General features: G+C 56.3%; 20 protein-coding genes. 11 read left to right on the top strand and 9 right to left on the bottom strand.

Annotated features, from left to right (window positions below; genetic code table 11):
- The first annotated feature begins 92 nt into the window (after positions 1 to 92).
- From K2F33_RS08560 to K2F33_RS08570, 3 genes are all read left to right on the top strand, one after another.
- On the top strand, positions 93 to 1,130 hold the full coding sequence (locus K2F33_RS08560) for a zinc-binding alcohol dehydrogenase family protein (protein WP_263881434.1): 1,038 nt from the start codon (positions 93 to 95) through the stop codon (positions 1,128 to 1,130).
- 107 nt (positions 1,131 to 1,237) lie between these two features.
- A complete protein-coding gene (locus tag K2F33_RS08565; protein ID WP_263881435.1) occupies positions 1,238 to 1,681 on the top strand; it encodes a winged helix-turn-helix transcriptional regulator in 444 nt (147 codons plus the stop codon).
- Positions 1,682 to 1,762: 81 nt separating this feature from the next.
- Positions 1,763 to 2,209, top strand: a complete 447-nt coding sequence (locus K2F33_RS08570) for a Dps family protein (RefSeq protein WP_089549238.1) — start codon at positions 1,763 to 1,765, stop codon at positions 2,207 to 2,209.
- Positions 2,210 to 2,227: 18 nt separating this feature from the next.
- On the opposite strand, the gene K2F33_RS08575 is transcribed toward K2F33_RS08570, so the two are convergent.
- Together K2F33_RS08575 and K2F33_RS08580 are read right to left on the bottom strand one after the other, a co-directional pair.
- Complete coding sequence (locus tag K2F33_RS08575; protein ID WP_263881436.1) at positions 2,228 to 4,297, bottom strand: HelD family protein; 2,070 nt, start codon at positions 4,295 to 4,297, stop codon at positions 2,228 to 2,230.
- Positions 4,298 to 4,467: 170 nt separating this feature from the next.
- Positions 4,468 to 5,475, bottom strand: a complete 1,008-nt coding sequence (locus tag K2F33_RS08580) for a helix-turn-helix transcriptional regulator (RefSeq protein WP_263881437.1) — start codon at positions 5,473 to 5,475, stop codon at positions 4,468 to 4,470.
- Positions 5,476 to 5,605: 130 nt separating this feature from the next.
- On the opposite strand from K2F33_RS08580, the gene K2F33_RS08585 reads away from it, so the two are divergent.
- Positions 5,606 to 6,013: a nuclear transport factor 2 family protein gene (locus tag K2F33_RS08585; RefSeq protein ID WP_263881438.1), complete on the top strand. Its 408-nt coding sequence runs from the start codon at positions 5,606 to 5,608 to the stop codon at positions 6,011 to 6,013.
- 82 nt (positions 6,014 to 6,095) lie between these two features.
- Here the strand turns inward: K2F33_RS08585 and K2F33_RS08590 are convergent, their stop codons facing one another.
- On the bottom strand, positions 6,096 to 6,695 hold the full coding sequence (locus K2F33_RS08590) for a TetR/AcrR family transcriptional regulator (protein WP_263881439.1): 600 nt from the start codon (positions 6,693 to 6,695) through the stop codon (positions 6,096 to 6,098).
- A gap of 164 nt (positions 6,696 to 6,859) precedes the next feature.
- On the opposite strand from K2F33_RS08590, the gene K2F33_RS08595 reads away from it, so the two are divergent.
- Complete coding sequence (locus tag K2F33_RS08595; protein ID WP_263881440.1) at positions 6,860 to 8,524, top strand: MFS transporter; 1,665 nt, start codon at positions 6,860 to 6,862, stop codon at positions 8,522 to 8,524.
- A 189-nt stretch (positions 8,525 to 8,713) separates the two neighbouring features.
- Here the strand turns inward: K2F33_RS08595 and K2F33_RS08600 are convergent, their stop codons facing one another.
- A complete protein-coding gene (locus K2F33_RS08600; RefSeq protein WP_263881441.1) occupies positions 8,714 to 9,967 on the bottom strand; it encodes a peptidase in 1,254 nt (417 codons plus the stop codon).
- Between the two features lie 223 nt (positions 9,968 to 10,190).
- Between K2F33_RS08600 and K2F33_RS08605 the strand changes: the two genes are divergently transcribed.
- Complete coding sequence (locus tag K2F33_RS08605; protein WP_263882317.1) at positions 10,191 to 10,655, top strand: GlcG/HbpS family heme-binding protein; 465 nt, start codon at positions 10,191 to 10,193, stop codon at positions 10,653 to 10,655.
- A 104-nt stretch (positions 10,656 to 10,759) separates the two neighbouring features.
- Here K2F33_RS08605 and K2F33_RS08610 read toward each other — a convergent pair whose 3' ends face one another.
- Positions 10,760 to 11,989, bottom strand: a complete 1,230-nt coding sequence (locus K2F33_RS08610; RefSeq protein ID WP_076172652.1) for an aminopeptidase — start codon at positions 11,987 to 11,989, stop codon at positions 10,760 to 10,762.
- A gap of 206 nt (positions 11,990 to 12,195) precedes the next feature.
- Between K2F33_RS08610 and K2F33_RS08615 the strand changes: the two genes are divergently transcribed.
- The 5 genes from K2F33_RS08615 to K2F33_RS08635 all read left to right on the top strand — a co-directional run bounded on the left by K2F33_RS08615 (position 12,196) and on the right by K2F33_RS08635 (position 20,033).
- Complete coding sequence (locus tag K2F33_RS08615) at positions 12,196 to 13,116, top strand: DoxX-like family protein (RefSeq protein ID WP_076172654.1); 921 nt, start codon at positions 12,196 to 12,198, stop codon at positions 13,114 to 13,116.
- A complete protein-coding gene (locus tag K2F33_RS08620; protein WP_076172655.1) occupies positions 13,113 to 13,757 on the top strand; it encodes a DUF4166 domain-containing protein in 645 nt (214 codons plus the stop codon). The genes K2F33_RS08615 and K2F33_RS08620 overlap by 4 nt, the downstream gene beginning before the upstream one ends.
- The gene (locus K2F33_RS08625; RefSeq protein WP_076172657.1) at positions 13,747 to 15,375 is read left to right on the top strand and encodes a YndJ family protein; all 1,629 of its coding nucleotides are present in this window, start codon (positions 13,747 to 13,749) and stop codon (positions 15,373 to 15,375) included. The genes K2F33_RS08620 and K2F33_RS08625 overlap by 11 nt, the downstream gene beginning before the upstream one ends.
- Positions 15,376 to 15,471: 96 nt before the next feature.
- Positions 15,472 to 16,596 carry a GntR family transcriptional regulator gene (locus K2F33_RS08630; protein ID WP_076172660.1) on the top strand — a complete coding sequence of 375 codons (1,125 nt, stop codon included), beginning with the start codon at positions 15,472 to 15,474 and terminating at the stop codon, positions 16,594 to 16,596.
- Between the two features lie 212 nt (positions 16,597 to 16,808).
- Complete coding sequence (locus K2F33_RS08635; RefSeq protein ID WP_263881442.1) at positions 16,809 to 20,033, top strand: alpha-mannosidase; 3,225 nt, start codon at positions 16,809 to 16,811, stop codon at positions 20,031 to 20,033.
- 108 nt (positions 20,034 to 20,141) lie between these two features.
- Here the strand turns inward: K2F33_RS08635 and K2F33_RS08640 are convergent, their stop codons facing one another.
- The 4 genes from K2F33_RS08640 to K2F33_RS08655 all read right to left on the bottom strand — a co-directional run bounded on the left by K2F33_RS08640 (position 20,142) and on the right by K2F33_RS08655 (position 23,215).
- Positions 20,142 to 20,792 carry an amino acid ABC transporter permease gene (locus tag K2F33_RS08640; protein ID WP_076172665.1) on the bottom strand — a complete coding sequence of 217 codons (651 nt, stop codon included), beginning with the start codon at positions 20,790 to 20,792 and terminating at the stop codon, positions 20,142 to 20,144.
- A 36-nt stretch (positions 20,793 to 20,828) separates the two neighbouring features.
- Positions 20,829 to 21,494, bottom strand: coding sequence for an amino acid ABC transporter permease (locus K2F33_RS08645; protein ID WP_263881443.1), 666 nt, complete (start codon positions 21,492 to 21,494; stop codon positions 20,829 to 20,831).
- 72 nt (positions 21,495 to 21,566) lie between these two features.
- Entirely contained in the window at positions 21,567 to 22,448 is an 882-nt protein-coding gene (locus tag K2F33_RS08650; protein ID WP_076172670.1) for an ABC transporter substrate-binding protein, read from the bottom strand.
- Positions 22,449 to 22,486: 38 nt separating this feature from the next.
- Positions 22,487 to 23,215 (bottom strand): amino acid ABC transporter ATP-binding protein, encoded by a 729-nt coding sequence (locus K2F33_RS08655; protein WP_263882318.1) that lies wholly within the window; start codon positions 23,213 to 23,215, stop codon positions 22,487 to 22,489.
- Positions 23,216 to 23,488: the final 273 nt, after the last annotated feature.

Below are 23,488 nucleotides of genomic sequence, written 5' to 3' on the forward strand. Positions count from 1 at the left end.
CTCTTCTACGAGCTCATCGCTTACATATTGACGGACACAGCGCCACTTAAGATTTAACACCATAAATCACATGTATAAGGGAGAGAACAACCATGACGAAAGTAAAAGAGACGATGAAAGCCGTAGGCCTATATAAGTATTTACCGATTGATCATCAAGAAAGCCTGATTGACGTCGAGCTGGAAAAGCCGGTGCCAACAGGCAAGGATTTGCTGGTGAAAGTCCAAGCCATCTCGGTGAATCCTGTCGATTATAAAGTCCGTTCGCCTAAAGACCGCGTGGAAAGCGTACCGAAAGTGCTTGGATGGGACGTCGCAGGCGTCGTCGAGCAGGTAGGCCCGGATGTGACGGTGTTTAAGCCGGGCGATGAAGTGTACTATGCCGGCAGCATTACGCGTCCTGGCGGCAACAGCGAATTTCATCTGGTGGACGAACGCATTGTAGGCAAGAAGCCATCGACGCTGGATTTTGCACAGGCGGCGGCGCTGCCGCTAACGACCATTACAGCCTGGGAAAGCTTATACGACCGGCTTGGAGTCTCCAAGAACCAGGCGGACAACACCGGCAAGACCATCCTGATTATCGGAGCAGCCGGCGGGGTCGGATCGATTGCGACACAGCTCTCCAAATATTCCGGCCTGACGGTCATCGGCACGGCTTCCCGGCCGGAATCGGCCGATTGGGTGAAAGGGCTGGGGGCGGACCACGTCATCAACCATTTTGAAGCGTTCCTGCCGCAGCTTAAGGCGGCCGGTATCGAGCAGGTCGATTACATCCTCTGCTTGAACAGCACGGAGAAGCATTGGGCGAACATGGCGGAAGCGATCGCGCCGCAAGGCAAGATCTGCTCGATCGTAGAGACGGATGAACTGCTCAACCTGACCCTGCTCAAGAATAAAAGCGTCACGTTCGTATGGGAGCTCATGTTTACCCGTTCCACGTACCAAACGCCGGATATGATCGAGCAGCACAAGCTGCTGGACGAAGTCGCACGCCTCGTGGACGAGGGCGTCATCCGGACCACCACAAGCGAGACGCTGACACCGATCAATGCCGCCAATCTTCGCAAGGCCCATGCTCTGCTGGAGACCGGCCGTACAGTTGGCAAGGTCGTACTGGAAGGATTTTGACGGGAGCCGCGCGGGGGCCAATTTGCGTAAAGCGGTCATTTGTGGCACTGTAGGATTAGAAGGCAGTACCACATTTGAGGCAAAAGATACACGGGGGGGTCATGGATATGCCGAAGAATATTTACAACCTGGATTGCAACATTGCGCAGACATTGAACATCGTTGGCGATCGATGGTCTTTGATTATCATACATGAAATTTTGGTCGGTAAAAAAACGTTCAACGAGATCAAACAGGGGCTGGCGACGATCTCTGCGAATGTGTTATCCGAGCGGCTCAGACAACTGGAGGAGGATGGGCTGATCGTATCCAACCTGTACTCCGCGCATCCTCCTCGGTATGAGTATGAATTGACGGAAAGCGGACGGGATATGGAAATGATCTTTCATGCTTTTATCCTGTGGGGAGAGAAGCACCTGGATAAATGCTATAAAAGCCTGAAGCATACCGCCTGCGGCCACGAAGTCGAGCTCCGCCATTATTGCCCGCACTGCGAATCGAACGTGGATGACATTACCGTTGTCCCCGTAGAAGACGCCAAGCAGCCGTAACGAACGGCCGCCGCAAAAGCTTCTTAGTCAGCCGGATCGCCTAAGGCGGTCCATTACATATAAAGAAGGGATAGATGACAAATGGCAAACACGACAATCACGCTGGAACAGGTATTGAATCAGCAGGTGGCGAACTTCAGCATTCTTTACGTAAAAATCCATAACTACCATTGGTACGTAAAAGGGGAACAGTTCTTCACGCTCCATGCGAAGTTCGAAGAGCTGTACAACGACATTACGCAAAAAGCGGACGACATCGCCGAACGCCTCCTGACGATCAAGGGAAGACCGGCCGCGACGATCAAAGAATATCTTGAAATCGGCACGGTAGCGGAAGCCACGGGAAAAGAGGATGCGCGCGGTATGGTGCAGTCGCTTATCCATGACTTTTCTGCGGTCAGCAAGGAGCTGCAGGACGGGATCCGTTTGGCGGAAGACGCTGGCGACCATCCGACGGCAGATATGCTGATCGGGATGCAGGCGGACCTCGACAAGCACGTCTGGATGCTGGAATCTTATCTTGGATAAAAAGGAAGAGCCCGGGGGCTAAAGCTCCCCGGGCTCTTTTAATAACGTTGTCCGTTCCCCGCTGTGCGTCAGCGTCAGCCTATGCATCGCCCGGGTGCAGGCGATATAGAGCAGCGATCGGTCCATCTCGTTCCGGTAGACTTCACTATTCACGAAAGGAACGATCACCTCATCGAACTCCAGGCCTTTCGCCAGATGGGCGGACGTGATGATGATGCCCTCGTGGAACTCCTCGCTGTCGAAATCCAGCAGATACAGGTTGTCAAACGCGTCCCTCAGGCTTTGATAGACCTCGTCCGCCTGGGCCTTTGTTTTGCAGACGATCCCCATGGAACGCGACTCGGAATGCACAAATTCCCGGAGGAAAGACCGGATCCGTTCCATTTCCTCCTCCTTGTCTTTGCAGGCGATCATCCGCGGCAGCTCGCCGTGCCGTTCAATGGGTACGACGCTGCTGTTGTCTTTGAGCTGCTGGGCAAAGGTCGTTATTTCATAGGTGGACCGGTAGCTCTTTAACAGCTCTACCGTATCCGCGTTCGGGAACACCTTTTTGATCTCTGTAAGCGAAGAAGAGGAGTAGGGATTGACGGATTGGCCGGCATCGCCGAGGATCGTCTTGCGGCAGTTGAACAGTTTGGAAAGGACGGCGTACTGGATGGGCGTGTAGTCCTGCATTTCGTCGACGATCAGATGCTTGACGAAATCAAATGGCGCCGTTCCTTCCCAGTACATTTTAAGGTAGACGAGGGGAAAGACATCCGAATATTCCAGCTTCTTCGGCCCTGCCATGCGAAGCAGATCCGGTCTGCCCAGCCAGTCGTAAAAATCCTTGTACAGCGCCAGCAGGGTGGAGGCACGGAACATTTTTTTAACGGCCGCCTTGATTTTGCGAATCCGGGGTGCGGACAGCCTCTGTCCATCCTCGTTCCTGAGGTTTGCCGCCGTCTGGTTTGCGGCCCGCTCGAGCCTGGACTGTACGGGCATCCGGCGGGTGCCGTCATAGATGGCTCGCAGCTCTGCGGCAGAAATCTGCAGTCCGTCGACCTGCACATCCTCCGGCGCAAAATAATGCTGCTCTGCATAAGCGACAAACTCATCCAGCTTCCGGATGAAGTCGGCAGTCGCCTTAAACCGGATGCGTTCGACCATGCCCGGGTCTTCTTGGTCCATCAACACGGTGACCTGCTCGTAGAACGTCTGGAAACCGGCGATCCCTTTGAGCTCCGCTTCCGCCAGCTCCTCGAGGCGCATTTCCATCATATTTTCTTCACCAAGCTCTGGCAGAACGCTCGAAATATAATCGGAGAACACGTTGTTCGGCGAGATGATCAGCACGTTTCTTGACGTCAGCGTTTCCTTGTAGCGGTACAGCAGGAAGGCGATACGGTGCAGGGCGACCGACGTTTTTCCGGAACCGGCCACGCCCTGAATGATGAGAACATCGGAGGTTTCATTGCGGATGATGACGTTCTGCTCCTTTTGAATCGTGGCGACGATGTTTTTCATCTTTTCGTCCGATGTGCTGCTGAGCTCCTTCTGAAGGACGTCGTCGTCGATGTTGATCGAGCTTTCGATCATATATTCCATGCGGCCGTCCCTGATTTTGTACTGCCGCTTCACCGTCAGCTCGCCCTCGATCCGCCCAAGCGGAGCTAGGAAATAGGCAGGCCCGACGCCGAAATCGTAAAACATGCTGGCGACCGGCGAGCGCCAGTCATAAATCAGATTCGTATGCCCGTCCGTCCCGGCAAAGGAATGAATCCCGATATAATAGGCATCGGCTTCTTTTAGGCCATTTTCCCGAAAGTCTACCCTGCCGAAATAAGGAGACTGGTACAGCTTATGCAGCTTCCGCTCCTTGTCGATCGCTTTCTCCCCCGAGTCGATCTGAAGCGAGATGTCGACCTTGTTCGCGGCCCGCTCCGCGGGATCCAGCTGGGAAATGTTTTCCCACATATATTTTTTCGCCTCGATGACGTCGCGGTAGGAAGCGGATATTTTCCCGCGGATGTCTTCCAGCGCCCGTCCCAGCTTGTCTGTCATCGCCTCGGCATAACGCCTTTCATCGGCTTCGCTTTGGTTCAACATCTTAGACCCTCCCTGTGAAAGAATAAGTCTAAGTATAGAAAAAATCCGCCAAAAATATAGACTTATACTTCCGGCTGTAGTATTATAACTTGCACGTGGGTCCAGAAATACCTATACGTCACCACTTTACAGTACCAAAGTAATTAATGGGATAAACTACAGCCAGGTCCTTAAGGGGCCTGGCTTTTTGGTATGTCCGTTACCTGCCTGGATTCAGATTCCGGAATGCGCTCCGCGTACTGGCGCTGCATGGCGGCCAGCCGGCCGTTAACCCATTCCCGGGCTTCGGGAGGCTCCATAATGACCGCTTCGGGCCCCAACATCCAGACCATATCGGCAAAGAACGTCACGTCCTTCCGGGGAATGGATATGTCGATCCTGCCGCTGCCATCGGGCTCGCACTCGATATGAGGCTGAAGCCGGCCGTTCCCCTCCAGCATTCGGACGCCTTCCGGAGTCAGTCGGACGATGAAGTCGGTCTTCGGCGCCTTCTTCAGTTCCTCCTCATTCCAGTTAAACACCGTTTTCTCATCAACCTCGTCAAGGCAGCAGACCTCTTCATTCAGCACGGCTGAGCGGATACGGTCCGCCCGGAACAGGCGATAAGCTTTACGGGTAAAGCAGTAGGCAGGGCAGTACCAGTATCCTTGGTCCGAGTAGAGGCCGATCGGCTGAATGAATCTTTCGTCCGCGGATGTGCCGGATTGATAGACAATGGTTGCGGCGCTGCGAATCATAACCGCCTGCAGCAGCACTTCCAGACACTCGGCAGACATGCTGCGCCGGGGGCTCCAAATCGCCATTTTACCGGTTAAGCGGCTGATTCTCTCTTTCAGGTCCGGCGGGAGATAGTGATAGAACTTGTCGAGGGCGGAAGCGGCCGCTTTACCGAACGGGACGGAGCCAAAATAAGCCAGCGATTGGGAGGCGAAGAACAAGGCGGTCGCTTCGCTTTCGGTAAAAGCGATTGCGGGCAGCAGCCGCTCGTTTAACAGGCGGAAACCGCCGCCGCGTCCTTGAACGGAGTACACGGGGATGCCCAGCTCGCCAAGCTCGATGAGGTCCCTGGATATGGTCCGCTGGGACACGCCCAGCTCATCCGCAAGCTCGCGGAGGGTAAAGTTTTTCTTGGCATTGACGAGCATGATAAGCCGGATCAACCGCTGGGATTTATACATCGGCGTCCCGTCCTTTCATTTTTTTCTCAAGTGTATCACAAAAACAAGACAGTACCTGTCGTGTTTAAACGATATAATGAGTTCATAAGATTTGGAAAGGCATAATCAACCCTAAAGAGGAGGATGCTGTATGAAACCAATGGAAAAGGGAAACGAGCGCAGTCTGCAAGCATTTAATGCATTTCGCCGGGCGATTGAGGAAGGGGATACGGGGGCGTTTGAAGCGCTGGTGACCTCTGATTTTGGTTTTATCGTCCCGATCCCTTTTGAGGAATGGCAGGGAGAGCAGAAGGGAACCGAGAGGTTCCGGGAATTGGTCGAGCTTGAACGGGCGAGCATGAGTGCCAAACTAACGCCGGTCATCTGCGTAGAGCAGGAGGATACCGGGATCGTTATCTTTCAAGCGGAGGGGATCTTTAACGAAATGCCGTACACGAATGAGCTGGTAATCGTGTTCCGTTTCGAGCAGGAACGGATCCGCTCCTTCCGGGAGTATGTGGGCGTCACTTCCCACCTGCTTGCGATAGCGAAGTCGTAAGGCATGAAAACGGGCAAGGCCGGGAATAAGCACGAAGGGTGCCCTCGGTCTTGCCCGCATGTTTGCTGCCCGCGGCGCCATGTTATTCGGTTGTCCGGCGGGACGGAGTGGGCTCATCAAACTGCCGGTCGATCAGCACTTGGCAGGCGTTCAGAAAATAGTCGGCATGGTAATACCCCTTATCCATGTAGGCACTCATCATGGCGCCTTCCTTCAGCAGCTGAAGCTGGTAAGTGAGCTGAACCGGGTCGCGGGCGCCGGCCTGGCGGGCAATATCCTCAACATTTTTCCATAGGGTGGAGCGGTGTGTCATGGCTGCCTGGTGTCCGGGATGGTCTTCATCAGGAAACTCGACGATGGCGTTCATAAAAGGACAGCCGCGGAACTTGGAACTCTTCATTCGTTCAACCAATTCCTCCAGGAGGGCGTAGAGCTGTTCCTTTGGCGAATCGGAGAACTGCCGCTTTATTTCTTCATATGCTTCCATCCTGGTCTTGGAATGCAGCTCCAAATAGGCCACGACCAAATGGTCCTTGGTCGGAAAGTTGCGGTAAAAGCTGGCCTTTGCGACCCCCGATTCCTCAATGATTCGGTCGATCCCCACGGCACGCACGCCTTCGCTATAAAATAAATCGGACGCCACCTTCAGTATCCGTTCTTTGGCGGATTCCTTCTTAGTCATTCTAATCACCTGTTCCTAAAATAAGGTAAATTCGCTGTTGACATGAGACAGATCTGTCTGTATCATACGATTATCAAACGAGACAGATCTGTCTCATTTATTTTAATGGCTGATTCCGGCTGCTGTCAAATATCCGGATCCGCCAGAGGAGGATGAAGCAAGCGATGAACCAACCGGTCAATTCCATTCCCGCGCCTCTTGCGCAGGCGGCGGCTGAGCCGCGCCAGAGGCCGCGTTTAATGCTGGCGGTGATGCTGCTGTCTGTATTTATGGCCGTAGCGAACATTTTTATCATCAATGTGGCAACCCCTTCGATTCAGCGGGGGCTTCACGCCGATTTCTACGGCGTACAGTTCGTCGTTTCGGCCTATACCTTGTCCTATGCCGTGGCCTTGATTATCGGCGGGCGGCTGGGCGACCGGTACGGACGGCGGAAGATGCTCCTGATCGGCGTGGCCGGCTTTACATTAACATCCTTGTTATGCGGCATTTCGGGCAGTGTCGGTGTGCTTACGGCCATCCGCGTGCTTCAAGGCTTTAGTGCGGCGCTGATATCGCCGCAGGTGCTGTCCCTCATTCAGGCGCAGTACCCGCCGGAGAAGAGGGGAATGATCTTTGGGCTGTATGGTGCAGCCCAAGGATTGGCCGCTTCGACCGGCCAGCTGATCGGCGGTTTGCTGCTCGGCTGGAATCCGTGGCATCTCGACTGGCGGCTGGTCTTTTTCTTCAGCGTCCCGATCGGATTGATCATCCTGGCGATGGCTCCGTTCGTTCCGGAATCGAGGGATTCGGACCGCTCGCGGATGGACTGGTTCGGTGCGGCCGTGGCGGCGGCAGGACTGCTCCTCCTCGTGTATCCGCTGGTCCAGGGGCAGAAGGAGGGGTGGCCGGCGCTGCTCGTCATCAGCCTGATTCTGTCAGTCCCTGTCCTCGCCGTATTCGTATGGACGCAGCGCAGGCTGCTTGCCAAAGGACGCCGGCCGTTTATGAACGTAAGGCTGTTCGGCCAGAAAGCATTCAGCTTGGGCCTGGCCGTGATCTTTCTCATGATGACCGCTCAAGCCGCCTTCTTTCTGATCACGGCCTATTTGCTGCAAATGGGGCATGGATTCAGTGCCCTGAAATCCGGATTGATCATCCTGCCCATGGGCATCGGGTATTTCCTGGCCTCGCTGTTGTCACCGAAGCTGGCGGGCAAAATTGGAGCCCACGTCCTTACGGTCGGTTCGGTGCTGACCTCCGTCGGCTATTTCGCGGTCGCGCTGACGATCTGGGCCACCGGGTGGTCGCCGAACGTATGGTTCTGGCTGCCGTCTCTGGTCCTGCTGGGCATAGGCCAAGGCTTTATCGCCGCGCCGCTGACCAATGTGGTGCTGTCCAAGGTAGAGAAGCAGGATATCGGGTCGGGCTCCGGCATTTTGACGACGGGGATGCAGCTCGCCTCTGCCATCGGTATCGGCCTCATCGGAATTGTCTGGATGAGCTCATTAAGCCATTATGCCAATCAGGCGGAGGCGCGGACCGAGCTTGAACTGCGGCAGCATCTGACATCCTACGCCTTGTCGGAGGAGCAGGGGCAGACGGCGCTGGCCAGGCTGCGCGATTGCTTCCCGGCAGCGGCCGGTCAGGCACAGGCGGCTCCCGGCGCATGCAAGGTTACGGCTTCCGCTGCCGGGGGTGCCGACAGGCTGGTGGCGGACGGCGTATCGCAGTCGAATGCGCGCAGCTACACGAGCGCTTTTATCCTCAGCATGACGGTGCTCGGATTCTACACGATGCTGATCATTCCGATGACGGTCGCGCTAGCCGGGAGAAAGCGAAAGAGATGAAGGCGCAGTGGACGATCCGGCAAGGGCTTCAAGATCGTCCGAGGCTCGCCAATTATCGGATGAACGGGTCCCGCCCGTGAATCCGGCAGCCCTAAGTTATACATTCTTATCTCCCAAAAAACCCTGCCGATTCTTCAGGAGAATCGGCAGGGTTTGGGCGCTTTTATGCAAGCTGCGTATACGTTGATATTACTTAGGCTGTACCGTATCGGCGTCCGACGTCACAATGATCGCTTCGGCACTCGTGATGCCGGGAATCGATTTGGTCATGATCGGAGAATGATAGGCGATAATTTTGGTGCCCGGGAGAAGCTTGGTATCGCCGCCCATCGTAGGGATGACCGGCGTATCTTTCGAGATGTTCAGAATGACGTCGTTGTCGGTGGAATCATCGGAACCTACGTTTACATAGACCTGATCGGCCGAAGCCCGGTCCGATGCTTTAACAGTACCTTCAATTTTGACCGTTTCCGCCTTCTTCACCACGATTTTGCCGGCATGCGTTTGGGCCGGATAAATCATCGTCATGATATCGCTGTAGTATGCGTCCACGCGGATATCCGCCTTCAGGGCATCCTTGGTCAGCGCCTTGCCGTCTTCGTCGACGATTTGGGTTTTGTCATCGACGGAGAGGATGACGTAGTTGACGCCGCCCTTGTCATGCGCCTTGCCGACGACCGTCACTTTGCCGTCCGCCGTATTAGTGACGATGCCGTCTGTGCCGGCTTTGAGTTCCTGATCCGTATTACCGGTTTCACCGCTTCCGGTGTCTTCCGTGTTCACGATCACATAATTCGTTCCGGCTTGAGGCGGCAGGCTCATGGCCACTTCAGGACCATAGAAAGCTCGGATGCTCGTGCCCTCTTTAATGTCGCCGCTGGTCAGCGCCTTGCCGTCCTGGCTGAGGATGGTGGCTTTATCGGCCAGGTGCAGAAGAATCGTGTCCTCATTAGAGGTGTAAATATCGATTCCTTTGACCAGGATGCCGTTCTCTCTCACTTCCGTTACGGTACCGTCAATGGCGGTAAAGCTCTTGTCCTGAACGACAAGCGTCAGCGCCGTGCCGCGGGCCGGAAGGCTTTTCGTAATATTCGGTCCATAGAACGCCTTCACGACTTTTTTCTCATCGATCACGGTTTTTAGAGGAACGCTTTTCCCGCGGGCATCGACGATCTTGGTCTCCGGCGTGATGGCCAGGATGATCTGGCTTTGATCGCTAGGAGCCAGCCCCCGTCCCGTAACCGTAACGGATTTGCCGGTCTTGTCGTTCACGAAGTTCGTAATTTGTCCCCATGTGGCAGGAACCACTTTGGCCTCATTTTGAACCTGGCCTTGTCCGCTTTGAGCGGCTGCGGGCGGAACTTCCTGGGCGCTGGCCGCAACCGGAACGGCTGCCAGAGCGAAAATTGATGCGGTTGCCAATACTTTGTAAATTTTATTCATCTGTCATTTTCCTCCTCTATATGGCGTTCTTGCGAGTGCGGATCGGAATGTTTCACCGTGCATGCAATTGGTAAATGATGCTTGCTCTTCATAGTTTCTGACGAGGCGGTCATGCCAAATGTTGCACATTGCAGGCAAATTCACAGCGTTCTCCGTCCATTAACACGCTTATGGGCTGGCGGCCATACAATGGGGAAAGAACATTGAAGCTGGAGGTAGCCTGATCATGAAAATGACGCTGGATCTTGCCAAAATGCTGCTCGAAGCAGCCGAGAAAAAAGCTAAGGAAATGGGGCTGGCAGAGGACATCGCCATCGTAGACGACGGCGCGAACCTGGTCGCCTTTCACCGGATGGACCACGCCCGGATCGGGGGCATCGATATCGCCCAGAACAAAGCCTGGACCAGCGTGGCCCTGCAGATGCCGACCTCGAATCTGACCAGAACGGCTCAGCCCGGGCAGCCATCCTTCGGGATCAATACGACGAATCAGGGCAGGGTGGTCATCCTGGGGGGAGGAATCCCGTTAAAAGCAGGCGATGTCATCATTGGGGGCATCGGGGTCAGCGGAGGGACGAGCGAGCAGGATATTCAGGTGGCGGAGGCCGCCGTGCAGGCTTTTGAGCGCTGGATGCAGCGGTCGGACCTTCGGAGCATCTCGTTTCGGATTGGATCGAATCCGTCGTAAAGGCTGCTCTCGCAGCACGGCTGGAATCGATGACAAGAAAAAAACCCTCCATCCGGCCTGCATGTAAGGCGGTTGGAGGGCTTTGGCTTAACTAGTATGGTAGATCAGAACGCCCAGTTGCCCTTACGAAATACAGGTTCTCTTTGGCCGTCCGCCGTGATGCCGTCGATGTCCATGTCCGCAGAGCCGATCATGAAATCCACGTGGATCATGCTGTGATTCAGCCCGGCACGGTCGAGCTCTTCCCGGGTGAGCGAGGTTCCGTTCTCGATGCAGGTCGGGAAGGCTTCGCCCAGGGCCAGATGGTTCGATGCATTTTCGTCAAATAGCGTATTGAAGAAAATAAGCCCGGTCTCCGAAATGGGCGAGTGGTGCGGTACAAGCGCGGCTTCGCCCAAATAGCGGGCCGACGCGTCCATGTCGAGCATGCCTTTTAAAAATTCGTAACCCTTCTCTGCCGTAAAATCGACGACTTTTCCGTCCTCAAACGTCAGGCTGAAGTTCTCGATCAAGTTTCCCTGGTAGCTGAGCGGTTTGGTGCTGCGGACGGTTCCCCGGGTCCCTTCCCTGCGGGGCGAAGTGAACACTTCTTCCGTCGGAACGTTCGGGTTGAACTCATTGCCCGCTTCATTCCGGGCGGTACCGCCGTTCCAGACATGATGCTCCGGAAGCTCGATCAGCAGGTCGGTGCCCGGAGCTTTATAATGAAGCTGCTTGTACTGCTTACGGTTCAAATATTCGCGCTTGCTGCGCAAATTCGCATTATGCTCGTTCCAAGCCTGGATGGGATCGCCGCCGCTCACACGGGCGGTTTGGAAGATCGCCTCCCACAGCGCCTCGACCGCAGCTTCCGGTGTTAGGTCCGGGAAGACCAGCTTCGCCCAGGCCTCGGACGGGACGCCTATAATGGACCAAGTCATTTTGCTTGCGGACATATATTCCCGCCATTTGGAGAGTGCGGCGCTTGCCGCTTTGGAATGGGCTGAGATCCGCTTGGGGTCCACGCCCTTCAGCAGCTCGGGATTGGCCGATTCGATAAAAAGAAATGCCCCGTCGTTCTCGGCGAATTCCTGAACCCACTTTGCTCTCCACACCGGGTACTCCTCAAAAGCCTCGTCAGGAGCGAGATGATACTTCAGCTGTGTGCTGATCTCGTCCTGCCACTCAATATGAACCAGCTTTGCCCCGGCTTGATAAGCCTGCTTGGCGATCATGCGCACGAATTCCGGCACATGGATCGGAGCGCTGATCCACAAGGACTGCCCCGGCTGAATATGAACCGCAACATGGACGGCGAGCTCGGCGTATTTTTCCAAACGGTCTAAAAAACTCATGGACTTTTTCCTCCCCAACATCGGCAGATTATAACAATCTATTAAGGATTCGCCCTTTCTTCGCCAGTTCCTTCCAGCTTTCGCGCCGCCGGAGGCCTCCGAACAAATGCCATCGGTGTATGATCTTGTCTAAACAGGAAGGAATTTAGAAGGACATCGGGCTTTTTCCGCGAATTAGGAAGGGAGCAAAGCAAGGGGGAGACGCCATGAAAAAGCAACGGCCCATCTATGTGCAAATCGATATCGACACAACGATGGATAAGCTATGGGAATATACCCAGAACCCGGATTTGCATACCGCATGGGATGCCCGGTTTACGGAAATTTCGTATTTGCCGCGGGCACAGGATGAGCCTCAACGTTTTCGGTACCGAACCCGGATCGGCATGGGCATCGATATTGCAGGCGAGGGAGAATCGGCGGGACAAGTGGAGAAGGAATCCGGGGACCGGGTCTCCTCGCTGAAGTTTTGGACGCATGACCGGCTGTCGCTCATCCGAAAGGGCAGCGGGTATTGGAAGTATACGAAGAAAGACGGCGGTATCGGCTTCGAGACGCTGTACCAATATGAGTCGGCTTTCGGCGCGGCGGGGCGTCTTGCCGATGCCTACCTGTTCAGGCCGCTGCTCGGATGGGCGACGGCTTGGAGCTTTGACGCGTTAAAAATGTGGCTGGAGCAGGGATTTCATCCGAAGCTGCTGCTCCAGCGCTTTCTCACGTACTGGACCGTGTGCGGGGTGATCGCCTTTGTATGGCTGTACCACGGCCTCGTTCCCAAGCTAATCATGGCCCATCCGGACGAAATTCGCATGATGGAAGCCGTAACCGGGAGCATGGGCAGCGGCGTGGCGATGATCCGGATGGTCGGCATACTGGAAATGCTCTTTGGACTCGTGTGGCTGCTGCCGCTGTATAAGCTGAAGCGCCCTCTGTTTATTCTCCAGATCGTTGCCATCTGCGGTCTGACCGCCTCTGCGGGGATCGGGGATATCGGCAGTTTCGTTGCCCCGTTTAATCCCGTGACGCTAAACGGTATGCTGATCGTCCTGTCGCTGATCGGCTACGGGAACAGCCGACATCTGCCCAGCGCCGCCCGCTGCCGCCGAAAGAAGGCAGGTGACCTATGAAATCGATCTATGAACAGGCGCTCGGCGATACCTATCAGCTGCTGCATCCCAAGCTGCAGGAGCGTTACCGGCTGACGGGAGATGCGGTGTTTACCGGGGCCGGCCGGATGGAGGAAATCAGCGGCGGTTCGTTTGCCATACGGGCCATGATGGTGCTGGGCATTCGGGCCCGTCTGTTCTTTCCCGAGCGGGGCCGGAACATCCCTTTTGTGATCCACAACAAAGTATCCCGGGATACAAAGGGCCAGGAGACGGTACATTGGGATCGGACGTTTGATTTCCGGGGCAAAAAGCGCCATTTCGATGCCGTGATGAAATGGGACAGTGAGGAGGAGCAGATCCTAGACTTGTTCGGCAAGCCGGCACTGCTCGGCTCCTCCCTGTCCCTCCACGTGGACGACAAAGGAGCCATGCACATCTCCTCCAGAAGCCAGTGGCTGCCCCTGTTCGGCATGCGGATCCCGCTTCCCCGGGTTTTTCACGGGGCGGCCCAGATCGTGGAGTCCTACGACGAGGAGCGGCAGTGCTTCCGGATTCGGGTGCATGTGCGCAATCCGCTGTTCGGCACCCTTTTCGCCTATAAGGGGAGTTTTACGGGAACAAGGAAAGACGGGAGCGGAGGAAGCCGGGATGAAACGTAACGCATGGTTCGGATTGCTGCTGTATGTGATGTTTCTCGGCGTCAGCGGGCGGCAGCTTCAAGTGCTTGAAGCGGTGCTGATGCTGGCGGTGCTGGTGCTGGTACCGGGTTTCTTAATGCTCGTGGATGCTCGCCTGCGTAACGGGAAAACGATGGCTTTGTACAAAATCATGACGATCCTTTACCCCCCGGCTGCTGTTTGTGCGGCACTCTCCTTCATGGGAGATATCCCGCTGTTATGCCTTCCCTGGGTGGCTTTTACGGTGATTACGGCGCTGTATGGGCTGAGACGGCTGCTGGAGAGGGGACTGCATCCGCTTGCTGAAACCGCGGTGGATTTCGGACTGATGTACTTGGCCGGTGGCGGTTTCTGGTTCCTGGCTGCGTCGCTGCATTGGCGTATAATGGATTTTTCGGACGTGCTCATCATGCTGACAGCCGTTCATTTTCATTACTCTTCATTTATTATCCCGATCCTGGCCGGACTGCTGGGGCGAAAAATAACGGTTGGACGGAAGCTGTACTTAACCTCGACCGTCATCATCATGCTGGCCCCGGCCGGCATTGCGCTGGGCATTGCTTTTTCCACCGCCCTTGAGTTCATTCTGGTGGCGGCGTACCTGGCTGCCCTGTACGGCTACGGACTGCTTGTTTTCAAAGCTTCCTTTACCCGGCGGGAGGCCAAATACCTCATTTCTTTTTCGGCGCTCGTATTGATGGTGACGATTCTGTTCTCCCTGATTTACGCAGCCGGAAGGGCGATGGGGTTCGGGAGTCTCTCGATCAACCGGATGATCTGGATTCACGGCTTGATGAACGCGGTAGGCGTAGCTCTTCCGTCGCTTGCGGGCTGGCTGCTGGAGGGAAACTTCCCGAAGGAGAGCTATTATGGCAAACCGGTAAGCTCCATCACCGGCGGAAGGCATATCGGGCGCCACTTCTTAAGCAGGGAAGGACTCCTTGACGAAACGGCATCCTACTCAGGGCTGGTCGACCGGATCGACGGGTTTGACTCCGCCTCGTTCCGCGCCCGGAGGCTGTCGCCCGTCATTCGGGATTTCTACGAGCATACCGATCAGTACGCGATGCGGGCCGACATCCGCTGGGCCGGGTGGTTTAGGCCGCTGGCTGTGGTCTATCAAGTCATCAGCCGCCGGATCGGGCAGATCCATCTTGGCACATTTAAAGGGTGGCAGGGGATGTACGGCCGGGTTCTTCCGGTGGCGTCGGGCAGGGACGGCAGGCAGCGGGTTCGCGCCTGGCAGCGTTTGAACGGGCAGGGGGAGGCGATTTTCATTGCGCTCTATTCCCTGCATTGGTTCGGAGACGAGCCCTACATGAATATCGCCCTGCCGCTGCCGGGCACCAATATGACCGGGATGCTGCGCCTGTATAATGAAGGCTCCGGGCTCGTCTTAACCAGCGCCCACAGCCCGGCTCACCGGGGCGATGAGGGCATTTACCTGCATGCCTCATGGTTCACGATGCGTTTGCCCCTGAAGGAAACCTTCTGGATCCGGGAGGGGGAGTCCGGGCAGCGGCTGACGGCCCGCCACCGGATGTGGATTTTCGGACTCCGTTTCCTGGATATCCGGTACGATATTCAGCGGTCCGGATGAGCCTGCGGCTGGGCAGCGGCGTTGACATGTATGTCCCATGGGATATAATGCTAAAAGGAAGATGACCGAAAGATCAGGTATTGGAGGATTATTGTCATGAGCCAGGACAGGGAGCCGCTGTACATTCAAATACAAAACCATTTCAAGCAGTTGATTGCTTCCAGGCAGCTGAAGGAAGACGACCGGATTCCGACCGAGAAGGAGCTGATCGACCAGTTTCAGGTGAGCCGGATCACCGTGGCCAATGCGTTGGCCGAGCTGGCGGGCGAAGGCTGGATCTACCGGATTCCGGGCCGGGGAAGTTACGTCAAGGGCGTGCCTGAGAAGTACATATCGGGTAATCCGGTCTCCCTCGTCTCTGAGGCCAAATCGTCGTCGGCTCCCAAGATCGGGCTCGTGTTTCCTTCCATTGAAGATTATTTTGCGATCCAAATGGTACGGGGGATCCGCAGCGCGCTGTCGGGGAGCAAATACTCGCTGGTCGTCATGTTCACTTATAATTCCAAGGAACTGGAGAAGGAAGCGATCCGCGAGCTCCGCAGCACGACGGACGGGCTGATTATTTTTCCGGTGGATGCCGAGGTGTACAGTGAAGAAATTATCGCGCTGAAGATGCAGAATTACCCGTTTGTGCTCCTGGATCGGCATCTGCCCGGCGTAGAGACGAACGTGGTCCTGTCCGATCCGGCTCTGGGTTCCATCCTGGCGGTGGATCATCTGTGGGAGCTGGGACACCGGAACATTGCGATATGCTCGGATTCTCCAATACCGACGGTGACGGTCGATGAACGGATTCAAGGATATAACGAAGCGCTGAAGAACAAGGGCGCGATGATCAATCCCGCTTTAATTCTTACCGACTTCAGCATCCCAAAGGGGCCTTCCCGTACGGATCACCCGCTGTACCGCTTCCTCAAGAGCCGGATGGCGACGGCGTTTATCGCGCTGAACTGCAAGCTTGGGGTCAACCTGTGGTCCATGGCCAAGGAATTGGGGCTGGATGTCCCGGGTGACCTGTCCATCGTCACGTTTGATAACCCGAGTCCTATGCTCGAAGAGCTCAGCGTATTTACGTATATCGATCAAAGCGAGGAAGAAATGGGTCGCGAGGCGGCAAGCCTGCTGCTGGATATTTTGGAAGGGAACATCAAGGACGTCAAGTACACGAAGCGGATTTTTAAACCCCGTCTCGTCATTCACCATACGACAGGCCCGGTATAACCAGAGGAAACAAGAAACGGCATTTCTTGAAACAAGAGATGCTGTTTTTTTTGTTTTATATTATACATAAATGCTATATTATATATATTAATACGAGCAAACTTATTGCCGATGTGCTGTAACCGACGAAGCAGCAATTTATTACTCCGGAAATTCCGGGAGCATGCATGGCCGGAGACGGAAGGATGCAGAAGGGGAAAAGGTGATCATCCATGAGATTTATGATTGAAAAGCTGGAGCGGCGCATTCAGGAACTGGCCGGGCTGAGATACCGGGACCGCAAGCCGCTGGAGAACATGCATATCGTACCGGATGTGGAGAGTTTGGCGGAAGCGAAGGCCGCCGCAGGCAGCCAGCCGGTCGTGAAGGTAGGGGACCGCTGGGGAGGAAGGGATCGCTACGCCTGGTTCATCGCCGACGTGACGTTTCCCGCATCGTGGCGGGCGCAGGACGTCGTAGGACTGATCAAGCTTGGGGAAACCGGCGGGGGCAACTGCAGCGGGTATGAAGGCCAGGTGTATCTGAACGGGGAACCGGCGCAGGCCGTGGACCGCAACCATGCCGAGCTGTTCTTCCCGGCGCAGGCTGTGGACGAAGGCCGCGTGGAGCTGGCCATCCGCGCATGGAGCGGGCTGACGCCCCCGAATGGCAGCCATATGCCGTTTGATCATCGGGTTGATGTGCTGGAACTTGCAGTACTGGACGCGGCAACCGACGATCTGTACTATACGGCGCTGCACATGCTGCAGACGGTGAAGCTGCTGGACGAACGCGCCTTGGAGAAGCAGGCGATGACCTCTGCAATGGAGGAGGCGTTCCGGCTGCTGGACTGGAGCGCGCCGGGATCGGACCGCTTCTACTCCTCCACCGAGCAGGCGCTGTACGTGCTGAAGGAGCGGCTTGAGGCGATTCCGCGCGGCCCGCGGCCGCAGATCACCGCGGTTGGTCACTGCCATATCGACGTCGCCTGGCTGTGGCGGCTGAAGCATACCCGGGAGAAGTCCGGGCGCTCGTTCTCGACGGTGCTGACGCTCATGGACCGCTTTCCGGAGTATGTTTTCCTTCAGTCCCAGCCGCAGCTGTACGCTTATTTGAAGAAGGATTTTCCGACGCTGTACGAGAAAATCAAGGATCGCGTGAAGGAAGGCAACTGGGAAGCGACCGGGGCGATGTGGCTGGAGTCGGACTGCAACATTCCTTCCGGGGAGTCGCTGGTCCGGCAGCTGCTGACGGGCAAGCGCTTCTTCAAGAGGGAGTTCGGCGTCGACAACCGCGTATTATGGCTGCCGGACGTGTTCGGATACAGCTGGGCGCTGCCGCAAATTTTGAAGAAGAGCGGCATCGACTACTTCATGACGACCAAAATCAGCTGGAGCCAGTACAACCGCTTCCCGTATGACACGTTCATGTGGCGGGGCATCGACGGCACCGAAATGCTGACGCATTACATCACGACCCCGGACAACGACGGCAGCTGGTTTTATACGTACAACGGCAACATCACCGGCTCCTCGATTCAGGGGCTGTGGGATAACTACCGGCAGAAGGACATCAACGAGAATCTGCTGCTCGCCTACGGCTGGGGCGACGGCGGCGGGGGTCCGACCCGGGATATGCTCGAAGCGGCCCGCCGTTATGAAGACATGCCGGCGGCGCCGCAGGTGAAGCAGGGCGGAGCGGAAGCATTCTTCGAACAGCTGGAGGAACGGGTCAAGGATAATCCGCAGCTCCACTTGTGGGACGGGGAACTGTATCTGGAATACCATCGCGGCACCTACACGTCCCAGGCTTATAACAAGCGGATGAACCGCCGAATGGAGCAGCTGCTTCACAACGCGGAATTCGTGAACGCGCTGGCGCTGATGCTGAATCCGGGCTATGCCTATCCGGCCGCAGGCCTCGCGGACAGCTGGGAGATCGTGCTGCGCAACCAGTTCCACGACATCATCCCGGGCTCGTCCATTCACGAAGTGTATGAGGACAGCCGGGTCGAGTACGCTGAGGCCGAGCAGCTGGCCGTGCAGGTGCTGGAACAGGGGCTGTCGCAGTTTACCGCCGAGGGCCGCGGGGAAGCGGGCGCACAGCCGGATTCCGTCAAGGCGGAAGGAAAGGGCCTCCCTGTCCGGATTTTCAATCCGCTCGGCTGGGAACGCTCTTTCGTCAGCGAAGTTTCCGTGGAAGGGGCCGAACAGTTGGTGTGGTATTCTGCAGCCGGAGAAGAGCTGCCGACCCAGATCATTCCTGCGCAGGAGGATGGATCATCCCGCGTGCTGGTTACCGTGAAGGATGTGCCGGCCTACGGCTACACGACCATTTACGGCCGCAGCGGGGGATCGGGCATCCCAGGTTCGGCTTCCGCTGCAGCGGGTGAGACGGATTGGCAGATCACGGGAGACGTCGTGGAAACGCCGTTCTACAGCATCCGTCTGAACGAAGCCGGTCAGCTGGTATCGCTGTACGATAAGCAGGCGGACCGCGAAGTGCTGAAACCGGGCGAGCCGGCCAACGTGCTGCAGGTGTTCGAGGATAAGCCGATGGCGCACGACGCCTGGGACATCGATATTTTCTACCAGGAAAAAATGCGGACGGTCGAGGACCTGAAGGAACTGACGGTCCTGGAGGAAGGGCCGCTGCGCGGCGTGATCAAGATGGTGTATGCGTATCACAACTCCACCATCGAGCAGCGGTTCACGGTGTACCGGGACGATCCGCGGATCGATTTTGTGACCAAAGTGGATTGGCACGAGCACCAGCAGCTGCTCAAGGCCGCTTTTCCGGTCGACATCCGCTCCACCAAAGCCACTTACGAGATCCAGTTCGGCAACGTGGAGCGTCCGACCCACTGGAACACGAGCTGGGATTACGCCCGGTTCGAATCCGTGGCGCAGCGCTGGGTGGACCTCTCCGAGGGCGGTTACGGCGTCAGCCTGTTGAACGACTGTAAATACGGGCATGACATCCGCAACCACGTCATCCGCCTCAGCCTGATCAAGTCCGCCGTCTATCCGGACGGAACCGCCGATCAGGGTGAGCATGAATTTACGTATTCGCTGTATCCGCACCGCGGCGGCTGGTATGAAGGCGGAACCCACCAGGCGGCCTGCGGCCTGAACACGCCGCTGCTGGCCGTGCCGGTACAGGAAGGCATTCTGCCGGAGGCGCTTGGCCTGGTGAAGGTGAATCAGCCGAATATTATGATCGACACGGTCAAAAAGGCCGAAGACAGCGACGATATCGTCATCCGCATGTACGAATACGGCGGCATCCGCACCCGCGCCCGGGTCGAGCTGGACCCGCAGGTCGGTGTGGTCAGCGCGGCGGCCGAGACGAATTTAATGGAAGAAGGCGGCGAGCCGTTGAGCGTGTCGGGCAACGGTACGGAGCTGCGCTTCAAGCCGTACGAAATCAAAACGCTGGTGGTATCGCTGGCGCGTTAACCACCCGCACCATATTTGATGCGATACGCACGAAGCACAAGCAAGCCCAGCCTCACCCATGAAGGGGAGAGCTGGGCTTGTTTTCTTTGTCCGGGCCGAGCAGCCGTATCAGAGCGTCTTGGCCTCCAGCCGCCGGGCGATGATCGAGAGAATGTAGTTCACGATGAAGTACAGGGCGGCGGCGAAGATGAGGGCCGGGATGACGTAGTTCGGGCTGTGTCCCTGCAGGATCTGCACGTTGTGCATGAGCTCGGGAAGCGAAATGATAACCGCGAGCGACGTATCCTTGAGCAGCGAGATGAACTGGCTGACCAAGGGCGGAACCATGCGGCGCAGCGCCTGCGGCAGAATGATATGCCGGAGCGTCTGCATATAGCTCAGCCCCGAAGAGCGGGCCGCCTCGATTTGTCCCCGGTCCACGGAATTGAGTCCGCCGCGGACGATCTCCGAAATCATGGCCCCTTCGAACAAGGTCAGGCCGACGACCGTCGCCCAGAAGGGGGACATCTTGATGCCGAGCTGGGGAAGCACGATGTACATGAAGAAGATGATCAGCAGCAGCGGCAGGTTCCGGATAATATCGACGATGGCTGCGACAATCCGGGACAATACGGGGATTTTGGCGTAACGCAGCGTCCCGAGAACGGTTCCCAGCACGAAGCTGAACACAATGGACAACACCGCGACCTCGATCGTAACGAGAAACCCCTCAAGCAGAAACTTGACGTTGGGTAGGGAATAGGCACCTATAAAATCCATGGCGGCATCTTCTCCTCTTGCCAGAATAAAGCCCCTTTATCGGTCAGCCGAGCGGAATCGGCGTTCCATGTAATGGACCGCAAAGCTGAGCGGAAGCGTAAGCACCAGGTAAAAGACGGCGACGATCGTATACACGGTCAGGGGCAGGAAGGTGTCGGAGTTGATCAGGTCGGCATAATACATCAGGTCCATCCCGGTCACGACGGCCAGAATGGACGAATTTTTAACGAGATTAATAAACTGGTTGCCGATAGCCGGCAGCACAATCTTGATCGCCTGGGGCAGCACGATGTGAAGCATCGTCTGGATATACGACAGTCCCGTCGCGCGGGCGGCCTCGGTCTGGCCGGCCGGTACGGACTGGATGCCGGCACGGATGGCTTCCGCGATGAAAGAGGCGGTGTAGACCATCAGCCCAAGCGTCCCCGAGGTAAAGCCGTCCAGCGGCAGTCCGAGCGACGGGATTCCCAGGAAAAAGAAAAACACGACGAGCAGGAGCGGGATGTTGCGGATAAACTCAACATACACCGTTCCGATCACATTCAGGGCCCGGATCGGGGAGATTCGCATCACGGCGATGATCACGCCGAGCACGAAGCTCCCGATCAAGGCGAGGACGCTGGCTTCGATCGTGTGGAAAAAGCCTTCAGCAAAACGGTCCCAGTGGTTAAACAAGACGTGAATGTCAAATTTGCCCGGCATGGCCTTCGTCCTTTCTTAAAGGTTTTCAGGGCTCCCCGCAGCGTGCCGGGAAAGGCAGCGAAAGCCAAGGCCCTACTCGGGTTTGACACCCATCCACTGCTCATACAGCTTGTCGTATTCGCCGCTGTCCTTCATTTCCTTGAGCAGATCGTTGACGGTCTTCACAAACTCGGCGTCGCCTTTTTTGATGGCGATTCCGTAAGGCTCGTCGGTGAAGGTGCCGCCGACCAGCACGTAGTTCGGATCCTGCTTTTGCATGCCGAGCAGGATGGCGTTGTCGGTCGTCAGGGCTTCCCCTTGGCCGGCTTTCAGCGCGGTAAATGCGTCCTGATAGTTTTCAAACTCCAGCACGGTGGCGTCCGGCGCCTTTTCGCGGATGTTTTTAGCCGAGGTGGAGCCTTTGACGGTCAGCACCTTCACGCCTTTTTTCAAGTCCTCCAGACCTTGAATGGCGCTGCCTTTCTTCACGAGCAGGGATTGACCCGCTTTAAAATAGACGTCGCTGAAGTCGACCTGCTGCTTGCGCTCCTCGGTGATGGTCATCGTGGCGACGATAAGGTCGATGTCCCCGTTCTGCAGAAGCGGAATGCGGGTTTTGGACGTCACTTCCTTCAGCTCGATCTTGGTTTCATCGCCGAGTATTTTTTTGGCCAGCGCCTTGGCGATGTCGATGTCAAAGCCCTCTACCTTTCCGGAAGTCGGGTCTTTCAACCCGAACAGCTTGGTGTCGTATTTCACGCCGGCGATAAGCTTGCCGCGGGCCTTGATCGCTTCCAGCGTGCCGCCCTTGGCAGCCGTGTCTCCGCCGTCGTCCTTGTTCCCGCTTGCAGTCGTGTCGGTCGACCCGCCGCCGGTCGCGGCCGTGGGCTCGCTTTTCGAGCCTCCGCAGGCTGTGAACACCAGGCACATCGCCAACAGGACAAACGCAACACTCCACCTCAAAGGTTTTTTCATGAATTCAATAACCCCTTTCCATATGCTTTCCGGTGAATTTAATGATGAATCAGCCGGCTGAGAAACGTCCGCGCGCGCTCTTCCCGCGGATGGTCAAAGAAGCTTGCCGCCGGGCCTTCCTCAATGATCTGACCGTTGTCCATAAAAACGACACGGTCGGCAACCTCGCGGGCGAATCCCATCTCATGCGTAACGATGACCATCGTCATCCCGTCGTAGGCGAGAGAGCGCATCACGTCCAGCACTTCGCCGATCATTTCGGGATCGAGAGCCGATGTGGGCTCGTCGAACAGCATGATCTTCGGATGCATGGCCAGGCCCCGGGCGATTGCGACCCGCTGCTGCTGTCCCCCCGAGAGCTGGGAAGGGTAGCTGGATGCCTTATCCGCAATGCCGACGCGGGACAGATAAGAGGTCGCACGCTCGGCCGCTTCTTCTTTGGAGAGGCCAAGCACCTTGACCGGCGCAAGCACAATGTTGTCGATCACCGTTTTATGGGGATACAGATTAAAATGCTGAAAGACGATGCCGATCTCGCGGCGGAACCGGTTAATGTCGATCTTTTTGTCATGCAGCGGCGTTCCGTTTACGTAGAGCTCGCCCGACGAGATTTTTTCCAGCCGATTGATGCAGCGGAGCAGGGTGCTCTTGCCGGAACCGGACGGCCCGATGATCACGACCACTTCGCCCTCTTCGATCCGAAGGTCGATATTCTGGAGGACATGGAAGCTGCCGTAAAATTTACTGACGTTCTTGAATTCGATCAGAAATATACCTCCCTTCCTATGTAACCTTTAAGTGCGTGCGTGTTCAAAAAGTTCGGTTTTCAGCACCGAGAAGATTGAATGAAGCAAGGGACTGAGGAGCAGAGCGTACGTAGTGGGTACGTAAGCACCGGAAATGTTTCCGAAGGAAACATACTACGCAAGCATCCACTTAGGCCCGGCTGAATTCAAGATTCGATGCCGAATCAGCTTCCCGATTTACTTCGTGATCAAAAGCGGACTTTTTGAACAACCTCTTTAAGGAGCATGTCGGCC

It is taken from the genome of Paenibacillus sp. PSB04 (assembly GCF_025809195.1).
Lineage (GTDB): Bacteria > Bacillota > Bacilli > Paenibacillales > Paenibacillaceae > Paenibacillus_AQ > Paenibacillus_AQ favisporus.